This window comes from Microbacterium sp. Bi128, from assembly GCF_918698205.1.
Genome location: NZ_CAKKMM010001009.1, coordinates 1 through 1,869, shown reverse-complemented (window position 1 = coordinate 1,869; position 1,869 = coordinate 1). Strand labels below are relative to the sequence as shown.

Sequence of the window (1,869 nt, the reverse complement as noted above, 5' to 3'; positions counted from 1 at the left end):
CGTACAACGCCACAACCAGGGTGCTGACAATCAACCCCAGTGCGACGCTTCTCGCCAGCACGCAGTACAGGGTCATCATCACCGGTGGCACCACCCGGATCCGCGATCTGGCAGGCAACCCGTTGCCCAGCCGTTCGTGGACATTCACCACGGGAACAGCACTGTAACAGCAGTCTGAGAACGCCGGCTGGCGGGGCCGCTACGGTCCGCCAGCCGGCTTCCTCACTTGTTGGAAAGCCACTTTCCGACACGGTATACAGCACTATTGCCCACTTGGAGGGGCCATGACTACACGACGAGAAATTTTCAAACTGGGCGCTGTCGGCGCCCTCGGCCTTGCCGGTTTCAAAGGCGGCGACGACGACATCCCGACGACGGGCACCACCGCGCCGGCCGCGACGCCGGTCACCGCCAGCCTTCTTGCACCGCAGAACATGCCTGTTCCCTATGCGGGAGTATTCCGCCGCCCGCCGGAACTGGTCCCCTTTCAGACGGGCTTCGACGGCGGCGACCCGGCCCGTCCTTTCGCCCGGTACGCCCTTACCCAGAAGCTCGGCCAGGCCCACTTCCTGCCCGGACTGAACACCACCGTCGCGGGCTACAACGGCATCTTCCCCGGCCCAACCATCCGGGCCACCCAGGGCACCCGGATCGAGGTGCGGATCCGCAACGCGCTGCCCGCCGCCGGGCTGGTTCAGCCCGCCCGCTTTGATACCGTCACCCACCTGCACGGCTCAGCGTCGCTGCCGCAGTACGACGGCTACGCCAACGACATCACCGTCCCGGGAAACGTCAAGAACTACCGGTACCCCAACTTTCAGACGGCTCGGACCCTCTGGTACCACGACCATAAGCACCACATCACCGCCCAGAACGTGTATTCGGGGCTCGCGGCCTTCTATCCACTGTCCGACAAGTTTGAGCGTGCCCAACTGCCGCAGGGCGAATTCGACGTACCACTCATGATCTCGGACGCCATGTTCAACGCCGACGGATCCCTCGCCTACAACGACAACGACGTCAAGGGACTCTGGGGCGACATCATCATGGTCAACGGCGTGCCGTGGCCCACCATGAAGGTCAAGCCCCGGATCTACCGCTTCCGGGTGCTCGACGCCTCGATTTCACGGTCCTACCGGCCCACGTTGTCCACCGGAGACCCCATCTACGTGGTGGGCACCGACGCCGGCATGACGCCCAAAGTGGAGGCCGTGAAATCGTGGCGGCAGGGCACAGCGGAACGCTATGAGGTGCTGATCGATTTCCGGAAATACCGGACCGGCCAGTTGATCGAGCTGCGGAACCTCAGCAACAAGAACAACATCGACTTCGCGAACACCAACAAGATCATGCGCTTCCAGGTAGTGGCCGACTCCGGGTCCGGGGCCGGCTCCATTTCCAGCATCCCGGCCACCCTGGACGACGGCGGCTCCGTCAACGCCTCCAAGGGGGGCATCCCCACCATGAGCCTCACCCCGGCGATGGCCAAGGCGAAGCGCGAGCTGAAATTTTTCCGGGACCACGGACAGTGGACCGTCAACGGCGTCACGTGGGCCGACGTGGAGAAGTCCGGGTTCACCAAGCTGTTCGGCAACCCCCAGCCATTCGACGTCGAACAATGGACCATCATCAACGCGTCCGGTGGATGGTTCCATCCGGTACACATCCACCTCATTGACGCCAAGATCATCGCGAGAAACACCAACGGCGGCCTGCCGTTTGCCTGGGAAAAGGGACCCAAGGATGTCTTCTACGCCGGCGAGAACGAGTCCATCACCGCCCTCATGCAGTTCGACACAGGTACCGGCGGGGGCGGGCGTTACATGATCCACTGCCACAACCTGGTCCATGAGGACCACGACATGATGG

General features: G+C 63.2%; 2 protein-coding genes. Both read left to right on the top strand.

Annotation, left to right across the window (positions count from 1 at the left end):
* On the top strand, nucleotides 1–167 hold a 167-nt coding region (locus LQV45_RS29165), incomplete at its 5' end, for an Ig-like domain-containing protein (RefSeq protein ID WP_290370349.1).
* Between the two features lie 117 nt (nucleotides 168–284).
* Nucleotides 285–1,869: multicopper oxidase family protein (locus LQV45_RS29160; protein ID WP_230010537.1), on the top strand; the 1,585-nt coding region annotated here is incomplete at its 3' end.